Origin of the sequence: Serratia sp. CY47444 (assembly GCF_052168635.1) — a bacterium.
GTDB classification, from domain to species: Bacteria; Pseudomonadota; Gammaproteobacteria; order Enterobacterales; family Enterobacteriaceae; genus Serratia; species Serratia bockelmannii.
The window spans coordinates 43925-58154 of record NZ_JBJNMH010000021.1; the positions used below are offsets into that span (position 1 = coordinate 43925).

The 14230-nt window shown below is 60.0% G+C and carries 16 protein-coding genes; 7 read left to right on the plus strand and 9 right to left on the minus strand.

Going from position 1 to position 14230, the window contains the following annotated elements; translation table 11 throughout:
• Positions 1-65 precede the first annotated feature (65 nt).
• Positions 66-833, plus strand: a complete 768-nt coding sequence (tpiA, locus tag ACJ8IL_RS21550) for a triose-phosphate isomerase (RefSeq protein WP_004931113.1) — start codon at positions 66-68, stop codon at positions 831-833.
• A gap of 65 nt (positions 834-898) precedes the next feature.
• Here the strand turns inward: tpiA and ACJ8IL_RS21555 are convergent, their stop codons facing one another.
• From ACJ8IL_RS21555 to cpxP, 4 genes are all read right to left on the minus strand, one after another.
• The gene (locus ACJ8IL_RS21555; protein WP_043140999.1) at positions 899-1888 is read right to left on the minus strand and encodes a sulfate ABC transporter substrate-binding protein; all 990 of its coding nucleotides are present in this window, start codon (positions 1886-1888) and stop codon (positions 899-901) included.
• A gap of 183 nt (positions 1889-2071) precedes the next feature.
• Complete coding sequence (gene pfkA, locus ACJ8IL_RS21560; protein WP_004931116.1) at positions 2072-3034, minus strand: 6-phosphofructokinase; 963 nt, start codon at positions 3032-3034, stop codon at positions 2072-2074.
• A gap of 231 nt (positions 3035-3265) precedes the next feature.
• Positions 3266-4168 carry a CDF family cation-efflux transporter FieF gene (fieF, locus tag ACJ8IL_RS21565; RefSeq protein ID WP_025304670.1) on the minus strand — a complete coding sequence of 301 codons (903 nt, stop codon included), beginning with the start codon at positions 4166-4168 and terminating at the stop codon, positions 3266-3268.
• Between the two features lie 132 nt (positions 4169-4300).
• Positions 4301-4780 carry a cell-envelope stress modulator CpxP gene (cpxP, locus tag ACJ8IL_RS21570; protein ID WP_004931122.1) on the minus strand — a complete coding sequence of 160 codons (480 nt, stop codon included), beginning with the start codon at positions 4778-4780 and terminating at the stop codon, positions 4301-4303.
• A 148-nt stretch (positions 4781-4928) separates the two neighbouring features.
• On the opposite strand from cpxP, the gene cpxR reads away from it, so the two are divergent.
• The 5 genes from cpxR to ACJ8IL_RS21595 all read left to right on the plus strand — a co-directional run bounded on the left by cpxR (position 4929) and on the right by ACJ8IL_RS21595 (position 9134).
• Positions 4929-5627: an envelope stress response regulator transcription factor CpxR gene (gene cpxR / locus ACJ8IL_RS21575; RefSeq protein ID WP_025304671.1), complete on the plus strand. Its 699-nt coding sequence runs from the start codon at positions 4929-4931 to the stop codon at positions 5625-5627.
• Positions 5624-7018, plus strand: a complete 1395-nt coding sequence (gene cpxA / locus ACJ8IL_RS21580) for an envelope stress sensor histidine kinase CpxA (RefSeq protein ID WP_015379421.1) — start codon at positions 5624-5626, stop codon at positions 7016-7018. Before cpxR ends, cpxA begins: the two co-directional genes overlap by 4 nt.
• A gap of 43 nt (positions 7019-7061) precedes the next feature.
• Positions 7062-7535: a tRNA (uridine(34)/cytosine(34)/5-carboxymethylaminomethyluridine(34)-2'-O)-methyltransferase TrmL gene (trmL, locus tag ACJ8IL_RS21585; RefSeq protein WP_025304673.1), complete on the plus strand. Its 474-nt coding sequence runs from the start codon at positions 7062-7064 to the stop codon at positions 7533-7535.
• Between the two features lie 50 nt (positions 7536-7585).
• Complete coding sequence (locus tag ACJ8IL_RS21590; protein WP_261427571.1) at positions 7586-8359, plus strand: CHAD domain-containing protein; 774 nt, start codon at positions 7586-7588, stop codon at positions 8357-8359.
• Positions 8360-8462: 103 nt separating this feature from the next.
• Complete coding sequence (locus ACJ8IL_RS21595) at positions 8463-9134, plus strand: DUF3313 domain-containing protein (RefSeq protein ID WP_025304675.1); 672 nt, start codon at positions 8463-8465, stop codon at positions 9132-9134.
• 61 nt (positions 9135-9195) lie between these two features.
• On the opposite strand, the gene cysE is transcribed toward ACJ8IL_RS21595, so the two are convergent.
• From cysE to ACJ8IL_RS21620, 5 genes are all read right to left on the minus strand, one after another.
• Positions 9196-10017: a serine O-acetyltransferase gene (gene cysE / locus ACJ8IL_RS21600; protein ID WP_025304676.1), complete on the minus strand. Its 822-nt coding sequence runs from the start codon at positions 10015-10017 to the stop codon at positions 9196-9198.
• A gap of 106 nt (positions 10018-10123) precedes the next feature.
• Entirely contained in the window at positions 10124-11143 is a 1020-nt protein-coding gene (gpsA, locus tag ACJ8IL_RS21605) for an NAD(P)H-dependent glycerol-3-phosphate dehydrogenase (RefSeq protein WP_060448503.1), read from the minus strand.
• Positions 11143-11613 (minus strand): protein-export chaperone SecB, encoded by a 471-nt coding sequence (secB, locus tag ACJ8IL_RS21610; protein ID WP_025304678.1) that lies wholly within the window; start codon positions 11611-11613, stop codon positions 11143-11145. The genes gpsA and secB overlap by 1 nt, the downstream gene beginning before the upstream one ends.
• Before the next feature lie 57 nt (positions 11614-11670).
• The gene (grxC, locus tag ACJ8IL_RS21615; protein WP_019452217.1) at positions 11671-11919 is read right to left on the minus strand and encodes a glutaredoxin 3; all 249 of its coding nucleotides are present in this window, start codon (positions 11917-11919) and stop codon (positions 11671-11673) included.
• A 28-nt stretch (positions 11920-11947) separates the two neighbouring features.
• Entirely contained in the window at positions 11948-12382 is a 435-nt protein-coding gene (locus tag ACJ8IL_RS21620; protein ID WP_016929700.1) for a rhodanese-like domain-containing protein, read from the minus strand.
• A 297-nt stretch (positions 12383-12679) separates the two neighbouring features.
• On the opposite strand from ACJ8IL_RS21620, the gene gpmM reads away from it, so the two are divergent.
• Positions 12680-14224: a 2,3-bisphosphoglycerate-independent phosphoglycerate mutase gene (gene gpmM, locus ACJ8IL_RS21625; RefSeq protein ID WP_089181448.1), complete on the plus strand. Its 1545-nt coding sequence runs from the start codon at positions 12680-12682 to the stop codon at positions 14222-14224.
• The last annotated feature ends 6 nt before the right edge of the window (positions 14225-14230 follow it).

The window sequence follows — 14230 nt, forward strand, 5'->3', positions numbered from 1 at the left end:
CAGGTAAACTGCCGGTCCGGCAGTTGTCATTTCGACTCTCGCGTTCCCTAGTTGGAGGAAAAAACATGCGTCATCCATTAGTTATGGGTAACTGGAAGCTTAACGGCAGCACTCACATGGTCAACGAACTGATCGCCGGTCTGCGCAATGAGCTGAGCAGCGTTGACGGCTGTGGCGTCGCCATCGCCCCGCCGGTGATGTATCTGGATCAGGCCAAGCACGCGCTGGCCGGCAGCCGCATCGCGCTGGGCGCGCAGAACGTGGACGTTAACCTGTCCGGCGCCTTCACCGGTGAAGTTTCCGCCAACATGCTGAAAGACGTCGGCGCCCAGTACATCATCATCGGCCACTCCGAGCGTCGTACCTACCACAAAGAAAGCGACGAAGTGATCGCCGAGAAATTCGCCGTGCTGAAAGAAGCCGGCCTGATCCCGGTACTGTGCATCGGTGAAACCGAAGCGGAAAACGCGGCGGGCAAAACTGAAGAAGTGTGCGCGCGCCAGATCGACGCCGTGCTGAAAACGCTGGGCGCACCGGCGATGAAAGGCACCGTGATCGCCTATGAGCCGGTCTGGGCCATCGGTACCGGCAAATCCGCGACCCCTGCACAGGCACAGGCCGTGCACAAATTTATCCGCGATCACATCGCCAAACACGATGCCGCGGTTGCCGCTGAAATCATCATCCAGTACGGCGGTTCGGTGAACGACAAGAACGCCGCAGAGCTGTTCTCCCAGCCGGACATCGACGGCGCGCTGGTTGGCGGCGCCTCGCTGAAAGCCGACGCTTTCGCCGTGATCGTCAAAGCCGCTGCCGCAGCAAAAAAAGCCTGATTGCCCTAGGCTTGCCATAAAAAAACCCCGGCTTGCCGGGGTTTTTTATTGCCTCTCAAACGGCATCAGCGTTTGCTTATTTCGTCGAACACGCCGCCGGTAGCGAAGTGCACCTTCTGCGCTTCGGTCCAGCCGCCGAAAGTGTCATCCACGGTGAACAACTTCAGCTGCGGGAACTGCCCGGCGAACTTGGCCGCCACCGCCGCATCGCGCGGGCGATAATAGTTCTGCGCCGCAATAGTCTGCCCTTCCGGTGAATACAGATACTTCAGGTAGGCGGTCGCCACGTCGCGGGTACCACGTTTATCGACGACCTTATCCACCACCGACACCGTCGGTTCGGCCAGGATCGATTCGCTCGGCGTAATAATCTCGAACTTGTCTTTGCCCAGCTCTTTCTCCGCCAGCAACGCTTCGTTTTCCCAAGCGATCAGCACGTCGCCGATGCCGCGCTCAACGAAGGTGTTGGTCGAGCCGCGCGCGCCGGAATCCAGCACTTCGACGTTCTTGTACAGGTTTTTGACGAAGTCCTGCGCCTTGGCCTTATCGTTGTTGTTGTGGTGCAACGCGTAGCCCCAGGCGGCCAGGTAATTCCAGCGGGCGCCACCGGAGGTTTTCGGATTCGGGGTGATCACCGACACGCCCGGCTTAATCAAGTCAGGCCAGTCATGAATTTGCTTCGGGTTGCCTTTGCGCACCAGGAAGACGATGGTCGACGTGTAAGGCGCCGAGTTGTCCGGCAAGCGTTTTATCCAGTCTTTCTCAATGCGCCCGCGTTCGGCGATGGCGTCAACGTCATAGGCCAGCGCCAGCGTCACCACGTCGGCCTCGATGCCGTTGATCACCGAGGTCGCCTGTTTGCCGGAACCGCCGTGCGACTGTCGCACCGTCACCTTGTCGCCGGTTTCCGCCTGATAGTGCTTGCTGAATGCCGTGTTGTAAGCCTGATAGAACTCACGCGTCGGATCGTATGACACGTTCAGCAACTGAATATCCTTCGCCATGGCGCCGGACGCCAACAGCACCAATGTCAGACCTACACCCCATTTACGCATCGACAGGCTCTCCCAGAAAATTAACGCAACCTCAATCGGTTGATTTAGCATCAGAGCCTGCCAGAAACTTTCCCGGCAATTAAAGAATAAAAAATTTTGGGATAGATGATTCTGGAATATGTCGCCGACAAGCATAAAAAAGCCCCCGCAAGCGGAGGCTTTCAGCGCGCGGAGAGCGGCGAATCAGTACAGCTTTTTCGCCGTTTCCAGCCAGTCGCCCTTGAACGGACGCTTCATGTTTTCGATCGCGTCGATGATGTCGTGATGCACCATTTTTTCGTTCTGGATACCGACGCAGCGGCCGCCGTAGCCCTGCAGCAGCAGTTCGATGGCGTAGGCGCCCATGCGCGAGGCCAGGATACGGTCGTAGGCGACCGGTGAACCACCGCGTTGAATGTGGCCCAGCACGGTGGCGCGGGTTTCACGCTTGGTTTCCTGCTCAATGTGGCGCGCCAGCTCATCGATGTCGCAGATGTGCTCGGTGATCGCTACGATGGCGTGTTTTTTACCCTTAGCGATACCGGCCTTGATTTCGCACACCAGATCTTCACGATTGAATTCGATTTCAGGCAGCACGATGAATTCGCAACCGCCGGCAATCGCCGCCGCCAGCGTCAGATCGCCGCAGTAACGGCCCATCACTTCCACGATGGAGATACGCTGGTGCGACGAGGAGGTATCGCGCAGGCGGTCGATCGCTTCCACCACGGTTTCCAGCGCGGTGAAGTAACCGATGGTGTAGTCGGTACCGGCAACATCGTTATCGATGGTGCCTGGCAGGCCGATGCACGGGAAGCCTTCTTCCGTCAGGCGTTTGGCGCCCATGTAGGAACCGTCGCCGCCGATCACCACCAGCGCGTCGATGCCGCGATTCTTCAGGTTTTCAATCGCCTTGGCGCGCACGTTTTCATCCCTGAACTCCGGGAAGCGGGCCGAGCCGAGGAAGGTGCCGCCGCGGTTGATCATGTCGGACACGCTATAGCGGTCCAGCTGCTCCATGCGATCTTCGTACAAGCCAAGGTAGCCATCGTAAATACCAAAAACTTCCAGACCTTCTGAAAGCGCAGAACGCACAACGCCGCGGATTGCAGCGTTCATACCCGGCGAATCACCGCCGCTCGTCAGTACACCGATTTTCTTGATCATGACTACCTCTGAACTGTGTAGATGCAATTTCTTAAGAATTCTGTCTCCGCCGATCGTCTTGAAACCTCTCCGGCTGCAGAAAACCAGCTTTACGGCTTATTGCTGGATATTATATCAAAAACACCCAGCTGAATTGATTCAAGTCACGCAATATAACGGTAAAAACACCGCATGGCACGCTGAGCTAACTCAGATATTCATGATAATACTTCGCGCTATGCCTCTATCTGATTATAGCTCCCAATGCCCCTGCCTACCCGGCGGCACCACGGAGCACGGATCCAGGTGAATGATGACGTCCGCCCCCGCAAAACGGTGTCGCAACGCCTGTTCCACCTGATCGGCCAACCGATGCGCCTCACGCAGCGGCAGCGTGTCTTCCATCTCCAGATGCAGCTGGATGAAACGCGTCGGCCCCGACTGACGCGTGCGCAGATCGTGCGCGCCTTTCACCCCGGGCCAGGAGGAAACCACCTCGATAATCGCCTGGCGTTCGTCATCCGGCAACGCCCGATCCAGTAGCGACTGCACCGCTTCGTAGCCCATGCGCAGCGCGCTATAGAGGATGTATACGCCGATGCCCAGCGCGAACAGCGCATCTGCCCGGTGGAAGCCGTACCAGCTTAGCCCAAGAGCGATAAGAATAGCACCATTCATCATGACATCTGACTGATAATGCAGCATATCTGCGCGCACCGCCTGGCTACGGGTTTTTCTGACCACCCAACGTTGATAGGTGACCAGAATCAGGGTACTGATTAACGCGATCACCGTCACGACGACCCCAACGCCGGGATCGCGCAGCGTTTGCGGCGCATACAGATGCTGGAAGCCGGTGAGGAACAGAAACAGGGCGGAGCCGGAAATAAACATGCTTTGCGCCAGCGCCGCCAGCGACTCCGCTTTGCCGTGGCCGAAGGTGTGCTCGGCATCGGCCGGCTGCAGCGAATAACGCACCACCAGAAGGTTGGTCAGCGAGGCGGCGATATCGACCAACGAATCCACCAGCGCCGCCAACAGGCTGACCGAACCGGTGTGGTACCAGGCGACGATTTTGATCAACAGCAGCGACGACGCCAACGCAGTTGCGGCCAACGCAGCGGACTTTACCAGGCGAGCATAACGCTGTTCCATTAAGGGATCCCGGTCAAAAGGTGTGGCGCTCAATATAGCGAAATGTCGGATAAAAAAAACCCCGCCATCATGGCGGGGAAGACAGGGATGGTGTCTATGGCAAGGAAAAACAGGGGACTACTCAGTCGTACTTCACTTCTGGGCAGAAGCTTGCTGCAAACCAGAAATTTGTTGCTCCATCTGCTGCATACGCTGCTGATGTTTCTGGTCTAAAACACTTTTTTGCTCTGGCGTCAGCAGGTTATACATTTGGTTGCGCACCCGGGCCATTTCGACCTGGCGCTTGACCTGCTGTTGGGCCATCTTCTCCGCCTGGGCGTACACGGCGGCTTCGTCAAATTTCTCTGCGGTCACCAGTTTATGCATGGCTTCCATTTCAGCTACATTGACACCAGGCAGATCGTGCCGGGCCTGGCGCATCAAATCGCGCATTTGCTGGCGCTGCTGTTCGCTGAGGCTGACACCGTCGAACATATGGTGCTGGCCGGGTATTCGGGTCATCGCGTCGTTGCCGGGAGGTTGGGCTGTGTCCGGTATAGTGTCGGCAGCGAAGGCAGCGGTCGAACCAATTGCCAGCAGTGATGCCATAACTAATGCGGTCACCTTACGCATTTCAACTCCTCAAGCTTTCTCACTTTGCGAATCAACGAGGAGCAGTGTACCGCTACACCTGAAAACCTGCGTCAGTGCATGTAAAACTACGTAAAGTCATGGAATGGCAACAGTTGATGACGTATTTTGCGTCTGGAGGTAAATCATAATGAACAAGATTCTGTTAGTTGACGACGACCGCGAGTTGACCTCGCTGTTAAAAGAACTGCTTGAAATGGAAGGTTTTAATATCGTCGTCGCGCACGATGGCGAGCAGGCGTTGTCGCTGCTGGACAGCTCCATCGATCTGCTGCTGCTCGACATCATGATGCCGAAGAAAAACGGCATCGATACGCTGAAAGAACTGCGCCAACATCACCAGACACCGGTCATCATGCTGACCGCGCGCGGCAGCGAACTGGACCGCGTGCTGGGCCTGGAGCTGGGCGCCGATGATTACCTGCCGAAACCCTTCAACGATCGCGAGCTAGTCGCGCGCATTCGCGCCATTCTGCGCCGTTCCAACTGGAGCGAACAGCAGCAGCAGGTCGACAGCGGCGCCCCGACGCTGGATGTCGATGGCCTGCAGCTGAATCCCGGCCGCCAGGAGGCCAGCTTCGACGGCCAGGTGCTGGATCTGACCGGCACCGAGTTCACCCTGCTTTACCTGCTGGCGCAACACCTCGGGCAGGTGGTATCGCGCGAACTGCTGAGCCAGGAAGTGCTGGGCAAACGCCTGACTCCGTTCGATCGCGCTATCGACATGCACATCTCCAACCTGCGGCGTAAGCTGCCGGATCGCAAAGACGGGCATCCGTGGTTCAAAACCCTGCGCGGGCGTGGTTATTTGATGGTATCTGCAACATGATCAACAGTTTGACGGCACGCATCTTCGCCATTTTCTGGTTTACGTTAGCCCTGGTGCTAATGCTGGTGCTGATGGTGCCCAAGCTCGACTCCCGCCAAATGACCTCGCTGCTCGACAGCGAGCAGCGGCAGGGGTTGATGCTGGAACAGCACGTCGAGGCCGAGTTGCAAAACGATCCGGCCAACGATCTGATGTGGTGGCGCCGCCTGTTCCGCGCCATCGACAAATGGGCGCCGCCGGGCCAACGCCTGTTGCTGGTCACCAGCGAAGGCCGGGTGATCGGCGCGCAGCGCAACGAAATGCAGATCGTCCGCAACTTCATCGGCCAATCCGATAATTCGGATCATCCCAAGAAGAAAAAGTACGGCCGCGTCGAGCTGGTCGGGCCGTTCGCGGTGCGCGACGGCGAAGACAACTACCAGCTGTACCTGATCCGTCCCGCCAACAGCCCGCAATCCGATTTCATCAACCTGATGTTCGACCGGCCGCTGCTGCTGCTGATCGTCACCATGCTGATCAGCGCCCCGCTGCTGCTGTGGCTGGCCTGGAGCCTGGCGAAACCAGCACGCAAGCTGAAGAACGCCGCCGATGACGTGGCGCGCGGCAACCTGAAGCAGCATCCGGAACTGGAGGCCGGCCCGCAGGAGTTCCTGGCCACCGGCGCCAGCTTCAACCAGATGGTCAGCGCGCTGGAACGCATGATGAACGCCCAGCAACGGCTGATCTCGGACATCTCGCACGAGCTACGCACGCCGCTGACGCGCCTGCAGCTGGCCACCGCGCTGATGCGCCGCCGCCACGGCGAAGGGCACGAACTGGCGCGCATCGAAACCGAAGCGCAGCGGCTGGATTCGATGATCAACGATCTGCTGGCGCTGTCGCGCGGGCAGCAAAAGGGCGAGCTGGCGCGCGAGCAGTTGAAGGCCAACGAACTGTGGGCCGACGTGCTGGACAACGCCCGTTTCGAAGCGGAACAGATGGGCAAGCAGCTGGAGATCGCTGCGCCGCCAGGTCCGTGGACGCTGTTCGGCAACGCGAGCGCGCTGGACAGCGCGTTGGAAAACATCGTGCGCAACGCCCTGCGGTATTCTCACACCCGCATTGCCGTGGCGTTCAGCGCCGACAATCAGGGCGTGACCATCCAGGTTGACGACGACGGCCCCGGCGTCAGCGCCGAAGACCGCGAGCAGATCTTCCGTCCGTTCTACCGCACCGATGAAGCGCGCGACCGTGAGTCCGGCGGCACCGGCCTCGGCCTGGCGATCGTCGAGGCGGCGGTCAACCAGCATCGCGGCTGGGTGAAGGCCGAAGACAGCCCGCTTGGCGGCCTGCGGCTGGTGCTGTGGCTGCCGCTGCATCATCAACGCCTATCGTCTAAGACAGAACAGTAAGAGTTTGCTATCCTGCGCCCCTCGTTCACGAGGGGCCTGCAACATGCTGAACATCGTTTTATTTGAACCCGAAATTCCACCCAATACCGGCAATATCATCCGCCTGTGCGCCAATACCGGCTTTAATCTGCATCTGATCGAACCGCTGGGTTTTCCGTGGGACGACAAACGCCTGCGCCGCGCCGGGCTGGATTACCATGAGTTCACCCGCGTCCACCGTCATGCCGACTACGCCGCTTTTCTCGCCGCCGAAAATCCGCAGCGGCTGTTTGCCCTCACCACCAAGGGCACGCCGGCGCACAGCGCCGTCAGCTACCAGGCCGGCGACTACCTGCTGTTCGGTCCGGAAACGCGTGGATTGCCTGCCGACATCCTCGATGCGCTGCCCGCGCAGCAAAAAATCCGCATCCCAATGCAGGCGCAAAGCCGCAGCATGAACCTGTCGAATGCCGTATCGGTGGTGGTGTATGAAGCCTGGCGGCAGTTGGACTATGCCGGCGCGCTGATCAAAGCGTAATCCGCGACGACGCGCCATACTGGAAGGGTTAACCTCTCCAGATACGGCACATGGCTTTCATCGCAGATATTGTTACCCAGCTTCGCCGGCTCGAATCGGCGCTGAACGAGGCGCTGTTGCGGCTGCAACAGGCGCAAGACACCGAGGCGCTACACGACTTGCGCGTCTGCCTGCGCCGCATTCGCAGCCTGCTGCGTCCGTTGCGCGGCTGCCCCGGCGCAACGCGGCTCGATCGGGCCGCCGCCGAGTTGGGCAAGCTCACGACGCCGCTGCGCGATCTCGAGGTGCTGATCGTCGAATTGGCGCACCATCGCCTCGATTGGCAGGCCAACGTGCGCCAAAGCGATTTTCAGGCCCGCTGCCGCCAACTGCTCGCCAACCCGCTGCTCATCAGCTTCCCTTCGCTATTGCACGCCTGGCCGCACCGCTTTCTCCGCATCGCGCAGCGCCCCGCCAAACACCGTGTGAACCGACGCCTGCAGCGCCAGCAGCGGCAATTGCGCAGGGCGTTGGCTGATACCGGCTACGATCGCCACCGTCTGCGGCTGCTGGTCAAACGCCTGCGCTACGCGGCCGAAGCCTACCCGCAACGCCTCCCCCTCTCTCCCGCCGCAATGGCGGGCCTGAAAGCGGTGCAAAACGCCCTCGGCGATTGGCACGACCGGGAGGTCTGGTGCCTGCAGGCAGAACATCAGGCGGATCTCTGGCCCTTGTTGCCCCGATGGCAAGCAGAGCAACACCAGGCGCTGGCCAGAGCGGACATCTTGCTCGTTGCCTTATCACCCGCACTGGTGGTGAAAACCGGCGGCGCATCACGATCCTGAAAAAGGCCGCAGCAGGGCACGCCCGGCCCCGAAAATGCCCGATGAGGCGCAGATAATGCGCTATGTTTTGTAAGGGTAATCACCACTCATCATAGGAAACCACATGAAAAAACAACGCTTGAGCGTTGCCATGGCCGTTCTGGCAGCGGGCCTGTTGCTGGCGGGCTGTTCGTCCAAAGTCACCCAAACGTCGCAATATTCGGGCTTTTTGTCCGATTACAGCAAACTGCAGGAAACCACCTCGCCAAGCGGTCATAAAACGCTGCGCTGGGTAGATCCGAGCTACAAGGAATCCAACTATCGCGGTATCTATTTCCAACCGGTGGTCTATTTCCCGGCGGAGAAACCCACGGCGCGCGTCAGCCAGGACACGCTGAACAAGATTAAGGCCTACGCGACCCAGCGAATCAAAACCGCGCTGCAGAACCGCTTTACCATTCTGCCAAGCCCGACGGGCTCGCGCGTTCTGGTGGCCAAACTCGCCATCACCGCCGTTTCGGCCGAAAACGAAGACATGAAGTTCTATGAAGTGGTGCCGGTCGCTGCAGTGGTTGCCAGCACCATGGCGGCTACCGGGCACCGGACGCAAAATACCGCGCTGTATATTGAAGGCGAGTTGATCGACCAGGATACCGGTAAAACGGTGATGGAAGTGGTACGCAAGGCCTACGGTAAAACCGTCAACAACGACAGCACGCCGGTCACGGCGGATGACGTCAAGGCGGCGATCGACGACATCGTTACCGATATCACCCAGTTCCCGAAACAGGGCTGACCGCCGCCTGAAAAACACAGGGGGAGCCAAAGCTCCCCCTGAATGGATACGCAAACGGCGTTCAAATGCCGTCGCCGTACTCGAAACCGTGGTTGGTACCGTTGAAGTATTGGTCCATATCCATCGACGGCGTATCGCTCTCCGGCCGCCCGACGATGCGCGCCGGCACCCCGGCGGCGGTGGTATGCGGCGGCACCGCCTGCAAAACCACCGAACCCGCGCCGATCTTCGCGCCCTTGCCCACTTCGATATTGCCGAGAATTTTGGCGCCGGCGCCAATCATCACCCCTTCGCGGATTTTCGGGTGACGGTCGCCGCTGGTTTTACCGGTACCGCCGAGCGTGACCGACTGCAGGATAGAAACGTTGTTCTCCACCACCGCCGTTTCACCGATCACGATGCCGGTAGCGTGGTCAAGCATGATGCCGCAGCCGATGGTCGCCGCCGGGTGGATGTCCACGCCGAAGGCGACGGAAATTTGATTTTGCAGGTAGATAGCCAGCGCTTGCCGCCCTTGCTGCCACAGCCAATGGCCGATGCGGTAAGCCTGCAGCGCATGGAACCCTTTGAGGTAAAGCAGCGGCGTGGAGTATTTATCGACCGCCGGGTCGCGCAGCCGCACCGCGAGGATATCGCGCGCCGCCGAAACGATCATCTGATTGTCGGACTTGTAGGCCTCTTCCACCACCTCGCGCACCGCGATGGCGGGCATGATCGGCGTCGCCAGCTTGTTGGCCAGCATATAGCTGAGCGCGCTGCCCAGATTCTCGTGCTTGAGCAACGTCGCATGGAAAAAGCTGGCCAGCATCGGTTCACAATCAGCCAGTGCTCGCGCTTCTGATTTAATGCTGTTCCAGACCTGTTCCAACTCTTCTGACGACATCACATACCCCTTTGCCTTGCCAAACGGGCCGTTTCACACGGTAGCGCGGAGCGGCCCAGGTCATTTGCGGGGTCAGCATTCCGCTGCCCCGACATATCGTTTTATGTCACGCGCTGGGTTTTTCGTCCTTTCGGGCTCGCCCCAGCAGGCTCAGCGCCGCTTCGCGGGCGTCTTTATGGCAGTAAAGCACCTGATAAATCTGTTCGGTGATCGGCATTTCCACGCCGTGCCGCTGCGCCAGCGCCAACACCTCTTTGGTATTGCGATAGCCCTCGACCACCTGACCGATGCTGTCCTGCGCTTCCTGCACGCCTTTACCTTGCCCCAGCATAATGCCGAAGCGGCGGTTGCGCGATTGGTTGTCCGTGCAGGTTAGCACCAGATCCCCCAGCCCCGCCATGCCCATGAACGTCGAAGGATCGGCGCCCAGCGCAGAACCCAGACGGCTCATTTCCGCCAGCCCGCGCGTAATCAACGCGGTGCGGGCGTTGGCGCCGAAACCGATGCCGTCGGACATGCCAGCGCCGATGGCGATCACATTCTTCACCGCGCCGCCAAGCTGTACGCCGATAAAGTCGGGATTGCTGTAGACGCGGAAGCTCTTGCCGCAGTGCAGCAGCTGTTGCAGATCGTCGGCGAACTGCGCATCGGTCGCCGCCAGCGCGATCGCCGTCGGCAGACCGGCGGCCAGCTCTTTGGCGAACGTCGGCCCGGAGAGCACCGCCAGCGGGATCGCCTCGCCCAACGCCTCACGCGCCACGTCCTGCAGCAATCGCCCGGTTTCCGCTTCCAACCCCTTGGTGGCCCACACGATGCGGGCGTCCGGGCGCAGATGCGGCTTCAGCTGACGCAGCACGTCGCCAAACACGTGGCTTGGCACCACCACCAGCACGTCGCGGCTGGCCGCCAGCGCACGCGCCAAATCGGCCTCAAGCAGCAGGGTATCGGGGAAAGGAACGTCGGGCAGAAACGCCTGATTGCAGCGATCTTGCTGCAACGTTTGAATTTGCGCGGGGTTATGCCCCCACAGCACCACGGCATGGCCGTTACGCGCCAGCGTAATGGCCAATGCGGTGCCGTACGAGCCGGCACCGATAACAGTCATTGAAGCATTGACGGTGTTCATCAGGCATCCTGATGTGGTGCGGCACCTTCGCCTTCCGCCTGCTGCTGCAGATAGTTCATGAACAGCGCGTCAAAGTTGACCGGTGCCAGGTTCAGCTGCGGGAATGTACCGCGGGAAACCAGGCTGGTGATGCACTCGCGCGCATACGGGAACAGGATGTTCGGGCAGTATGCACCCAGGCAATGCGCCAGCTGCGTGCCTTCGATACCTGCTACCGAGAAGATGCCCGCCTGTTGCACTTCGCACAGGAACGCGGTCTCTTCGCCCAGGCTCGCCGTCACGGTTACGCGCAGTACCACTTCATACACTTCGTCAGCCAGCTGGCTGGACGCGGTATCCAGATCAAGTTTAACTTCCGGCTGCCATTCCTGCTGGAAAACCTGCGGCGCGTTCGGCGCTTCGAAGGAGATATCCTTGGTATAGATACGTTGGATCTGGAAAGCCATTTCGGTGCTGTTTTGTTCTGACATGTGAGTAATACCCTTGGTTAAACGTCCTTATTGACACTCGGTGAGCCGGCAAGCTGCTTAAAGCAGCGGATCCAGGCCGCCGCGAGCATCGAGTTCATATAAATCATCACAGCCGCCGATATGCCGGCCATCGATGAAAATCTGCGGCACGGTGGTGCGCCCACTGCGCTCGATCATCACTTCGCGCTTGGCGCTATCGCCGTCGATGGCGATCTCGTTAAACGCCGCGCCCTTGCTGTTCAACAGCGCCTTGGCGCGATGGCAGAACGGACAGGTCGCTTTGGTGTAGATATCAATGTTAGCCATGGATTGCCACCTCAAATAGGTTAAACGGTTACTTACCGCGCACCAGCGGCAGGTTTTCTCCGCTCCAGCCGGCGATGCCGTCTTTCAGCATCGTCACCTTTTCAAAACCGGCCTTGCTCAGGTTCTCCGCCGGCTCGCGGGAGGCGGTGCCGTTGGCGCACACGACGATGATCGGCTGCGCTTTGTGTTTTTCCAGCTCGCCCAGGCTGCCGCTTTTGATTTCGCTGGCGGTCAGGTTGATGGCGCTGGCCAGGTGGCCACGGCGGAAATCGTCGCGGCTGCGGGTGTCGACCACCACGGCTTCTTCTTTGTTGATCAGGCGGATAGCTTCACCGCGAGCGATCTCTTTGACCTTGGAGAAACGGCTTTTGAAGGTCATGACGATCACGGCGACCAGCAGAGCGATCCAAGCCAGGCTCAGAATCGGGTGTCTGCTTACGAATGGCATAATTTCTTGCAGCATGGGGTGTAACAACTCCCGTCAGTTAAGGGATAAATAAGTCAAGGTTCCAGAGTATACCTGCCGAGTGCGGCAAATACAGCCAATAAGCAAGCGCGATTGTAGAAACTGCGGGCTGCGCTGAGAAATTCCCGAGGTCAGAGCATAAAAGCCCGCGCGATTCGCCGCAACCTTGATCTCTTTGGGCTATTTCTCGCCGGCGGCGATGTAAAATCAGCCGGTTTTTCGAGGGCGAACAGCCATGCTTGCGGCGGGCGCATGGCTATTCGCAGCTTAAAAAGTTCATAAGAGGTCAATGCAATGTCGAGCAACAAAAAACCGATGGTACTGGTGATCCTGGACGGTTACGGCCACCGTGAGGAGCGGCAGGACAACGCGATCCTGAACGCCGGCACCCCGGTGATGGACCGTCTGTGGCGGGAGCAGCCGCATACGCTGATCGCCGCCTCCGGGCTAGATGTCGGCCTGCCCGACGGCCAAATGGGCAACTCCGAAGTCGGCCACGTCAACCTGGGCGCCGGGCGCATCGTCTACCAGGATCTGACCCGGCTGGACAAAGCGATCGCCGACGGCGACTTCTTCGCCAACCCGGTGCTGACCGCCGCGGTCGATAAAGCCGTAGCGGCCGGCAAGGCGGTGCATATCATGGGCCTGCTGTCGCCGGGCGGCGTGCACAGCCACGACGAGCACATTCTGGCCATGATCAAGCTGGCCGCCCAACGCGGCGCCAAAGCCGTTTATCTGCATGCCTTCCTCGACGGGCGCGACACGCCGCCGCGCAGCGCCGAAGCCCCGCTGCAACGCTGCCGCGACGCCTTCGCCACGCTGGGCGTTGGGCGCATCGCCTCGCTGATCGGCCGCTACTACGCGATGGACCGCGACAACCGCTGGGATCGCGTGCAGCTGGCCTATGACCTGCTGACCGCGGCCAAAGGCGACTACGTGGCCGACGATGCGATCGCCGGCCTGCAGGCCGCCTACCAGCGCGGTGAAAACGACGAGTTCGTCAAACCGACCGTCATTCGCGCCGCCGGTGAGGCCGATGCCGCGATGCAGGACGGCGATGCGTTGATCTTCATGAACTTCCGCGCCGACCGCGCGCGCCAGATCACCCGCGCTTTCGTGAACGCGGATTTCGACGGTTTCCCGCGCGCCAAGCGGGTGCAGTTCGGCGATTTCGTGATGCTGACCGAGTACGCCGCCGACATCGCGACCGCCTGCGCCTATCCGCCGGCGTCGCTGGCCAACACCTTCGGCGAATGGCTGATGAAGCACGACAAAACCCAGCTGCGCATCTCGGAAACCGAAAAATACGCCCACGTCACCTTCTTCTATAACGGCGGCGTGGAAGCGCCGTTCAAAGGGGAAGACCGCGTGCTGGTCAATTCGCCGAAGGTCGCCACCTACGATCTGCAGCCGGAGATGAGCGCCGCCGAGCTGACCGACAAACTGCTGAGCGCCATCCGCAGCGGCAAATACGACGCCATTATCTGCAACTACCCGAACGGCGACATGGTGGGGCATACCGGCGTGTATGAAGCAGCGGTCAAAGCGGTGGAGACGCTGGATGCCTGCATCGCCCAGGTGGTTGACGCGGTGCGCGACGTCGACGGCCAACTGCTGATCACCGCCGATCACGGCAACGCCGAGCAGATGCGCGATCCGGCCACCGGCCAGGCGCATACCGCCCACACCAGCCTGCCGGTACCGCTGATTTACGTCGGCAAACCGGCACGGGCGGTCGAAGGCGGCAAGCTTTCGGACATCGCGCCAACCCTGTTAACGCTGATGGGAATGGAAATCCCGCAAGAGATGACTGGTAAGCCGCTGTTCATCGTGGAATAATCCTTC